Origin of the sequence: Streptomyces sp. UH6 (assembly GCF_013421635.1) — a bacterium.
Lineage (GTDB): Bacteria > Actinomycetota > Actinomycetes > Streptomycetales > Streptomycetaceae > Streptomyces > Streptomyces abyssomicinicus.
Genome location: NZ_JACADT010000705.1, coordinates 1 through 2,982 on the forward strand (window position 1 = coordinate 1; position 2,982 = coordinate 2,982).

Annotated in this window: 2 protein-coding genes and 1 pseudogene; 1 reads left to right on the forward strand and 2 read right to left on the reverse strand. The window is 71.9% G+C overall.

The window, feature by feature from the left end; translation table 11 throughout:
* Positions 1–4: 4 nt before the first annotated feature.
* Positions 5–1,189 (reverse strand): quinolinate synthase NadA, encoded by a 1,185-nt coding sequence (gene nadA / locus HW445_RS24570; RefSeq protein WP_180223123.1) that lies wholly within the window; start codon positions 1,187–1,189, stop codon positions 5–7.
* Positions 1,190–1,504: 315 nt separating this feature from the next.
* On the opposite strand from nadA, the gene erpA reads away from it, so the two are divergent.
* The gene (gene erpA, locus HW445_RS24575; protein ID WP_166023027.1) at positions 1,505–1,861 is read left to right on the forward strand and encodes an iron-sulfur cluster insertion protein ErpA; all 357 of its coding nucleotides are present in this window, start codon (positions 1,505–1,507) and stop codon (positions 1,859–1,861) included.
* A 91-nt stretch (positions 1,862–1,952) separates the two neighbouring features.
* On the opposite strand, the pseudogene HW445_RS24580 reads toward erpA, so the two are convergent.
* Positions 1,953–2,982: pseudogene (locus HW445_RS24580) on the reverse strand (hypothetical protein); the annotation flags it as partial.

Here is a 2,982-nt window from a genome sequence, read left to right on the forward strand (position 1 = left end):
GAGGTTACGGCAGGGCCAGCATCCGCTCGAGGGCCAGCTTCGCGTACGTCTCCGTCTCCCGGTCGACCTGGATCCGGTTGACCAGCTTGCCGTCCGCGAGCGACTCCAGCGTCCACACCAGGTGCGGCAGGTCGATCCGGTTCATGGTCGAGCAGAAGCACACCGTCCGGTCGAGGAAGACGACCTCCTTGCCCTCCGGGGCGAAACGGTTCGCCAGCCGCCGGACCAGGTTGAGCTCCGTGCCGATGGCCCACTTGGACCCGGCCGGCGCCGCCTCCAGCATCTTGATGATGTACTCCGTCGAGCCGACGTGGTCCGCCGCGGCGACCACCTCGTGACGGCACTCGGGGTGCACCAGCACGTTGACGCCCGGGATCCGCTCCCGCACGTCGTTCACCGACTCCAGGCTGAACCGCCCGTGCACCGAGCAGTGCCCGCGCCACAGGATCATCTTCGCCGCGCGCAGCTCCTCGGCGGTGAGCCCGCCGTTCGGCTTGTGCGGGTTGTAGACGACGCAGTCCTCCAGCGACATGCCCATGTCCCGCACCGCGGTGTTGCGGCCCAAGTGCTGGTCGGGGAGGAACAGCACCTTCTGGCCCTGCTCGAACGCCCACTCCAGCGCCCGCTTCGCGTTGGAGGAGGTGCAGATGAGACCGCCGTGCCGGCCGGTGAAGGCCTTGATGTCGGCGGAGGAGTTCATGTAGGAGACGGGGACGACCTGCTCGGCCACGCCCGCCTCGGTCAGCACGTCCCAGCACTCGGCGACCTGCTCGGCCGTCGCCATGTCGGCCATCGAGCAGCCGGCGGCGAGGTCGGGCAGGACGACCTTCTGGTCGTCCGTGGTGAGGATGTCGGCCGACTCGGCCATGAAGTGGACGCCGCAGAAGACGATGTACTCGGCCTCCGGGCGGGCCGCGGCGTCGCGGGCGAGCTTGAAGGAGTCGCCGGTGACGTCCGCGAACTGGATGACCTCGTCGCGCTGGTAGTGGTGACCGAGCACGAAGACCTTGTCCCCGAGCTTCTCCTTGGCCGCGCGGGCGCGCTCCACCAGGTCCGGGTCGGACGGCGACGGCAGGTCGCCGGGGCACTCGACGCCCCGCTCGCTCCGGGGGTCGGCCTCACGGCCGAGGAGGAGCAGCGCGAGCGGCGTCGGCTGGACGTCGAGCTCCTGAGGCTGGGCGGTGGTCACTACACGCACCCTTTCTGTTCTGCGGCTTCCCCGGACGGGGAGGTGGGCCTAACCTTTTCGTCTAAATGACGCTATCTATCATAACCTCTGCCGGCCGGTTTCCGGGCGGCCGATAGCGTCGATGTGACGTGAATCCCGGTCGGCTCCCTCGGAGCGGTGGGCGCTGTTCCGGGTCCCGGGCGTGTGCGAGCATGAGGTAGGACGATCGACGCCCTCCAGGCTCTCGACTTCGCCCGGGCCGGGGCGGAATGAATCCGCGGCCGGGCCGGTTGAATCGTCGGCAAGCAGTCTCCGTACAACCCGGGAGAGATGTAGATGTCCGTATCGGACGAGAAGACCACCGTCACCGACGGCATCATCCTGACCGACGCCGCCGCGGCCAAGGTCAAGGCCCTGCTCGACCAGGAAGGCCGTGACGACCTGGCGCTGCGCGTCGCTGTTCAGCCCGGTGGCTGCTCGGGCCTGCGGTACCAGCTGTTCTTCGACGAGCGTTCCCTCGACGGCGACGTGGTCAAGGACTTCGACGGCGTCAAGGTGGTCACCGACCGCATGAGCGCCCCGTACCTGGGCGGCGCGTCGATCGACTTCGTCGACACCATCGAGAAGCAGGGCTTCACGATCGACAACCCGAACGCCACCGGCTCCTGCGCCTGCGGCGACTCGTTCAACTGAGCCGGTCCGACCGAGGCTCGACACCGAGGGCGGCGCTCCCCTGACGGGGGCGCCGCCCTCGGGCGTTGCCGGGACCGGGCGCGGGCGTGCGTCAGCGCGCGGACGGGCGCGGCGTGTCCTTCTCCTCGGGCACGGGCGTCCCGGCGGAGTCGACCACCGTGCGCCCGCCGAGCGGCTCGTCGAGCTCCACGCTCCGGTGGTGGATCTTGGCGATCATGATGCAGACCCGGTCGGGCCACTTCCTCTCCTCGACGACCACCTCCACCCGGTCCCCGCGCTCGGTCGCCCGCAGGGTGAAGTCCGAGCACACGCCGGCCTCGAAGGCCACGGTGAGGCGGCCGTCCTCGGCCCGGTAGCCGATGACCCGTGCCCGGTCGGTGCCGGTCCCGTCGTCCGGCCCGGTCGGGCGGGGGCTGGGCTGCTCGGCCGGCGGCTCCTCGGGGGTGACGAGGAAGGCCGGGTCGACGGCCGGGTGGGCGACGGTCAGCGGGTCGACGGCGTTCGGGATCCGCACCTGGAAGATCCACGACGGCACCAGCGCCTGTCGTCCGTCCGTGGGGAACGCGGCCAGGCCGAGGACCGCGCTCTCCACGGTGGCGGTACGCCGCTTCGGCGGCTGCTCGGGCGTGCAGGGGTCGGCCGGCGGCACGGAGCCGGCCGGGCGCCCCGCGTCCTCGCCCCGCCCGTCGGTGTGCGGCACCGCGCTGGCGCAGCCGGGCTCCGGGGCACCGCCGAGGCCGGAGCTCAGCCGGTCGAGGTCCTTCAGCGCCTCCTCCGCCTCCACCAGCGGGTAGGAGTCGCCGCGGACCGGGTCGGCGAGCTGTCCGGCGCCCGAGGTCACCGTGGAGTCCGGGCCCACGCGCAGGCTGGTGGTCCAGCCGTGGGTGGGCAGACCGCCGATCACCGGATCGGCCTCGACCGTCCGTTCGGCGCCCAGGGTGCGGCTCGCGTCGACCTCGGCGTCCCCCTGCCCGGCCGCCTCCAGCACCGGGGCGGCGGCGGCCTTCGCCTTCGCCTCGCCGACCGGTGTCCGCCCGTCGGACAGCTCGCGGGTGAACGTCCAGGAGGCGGGCGCCTCGCGGTCGACGGACAGCTCGCGGCCCGCCTTCCACGCCGTGCCC

Coding starts and splice junctions, on each gene's coding strand:
- erpA (WP_166023027.1), top strand. CDS start 1,505: ATGTCCGTATCGGACGAGAAGACCACCGTCACCGACGGCATCATCCTG.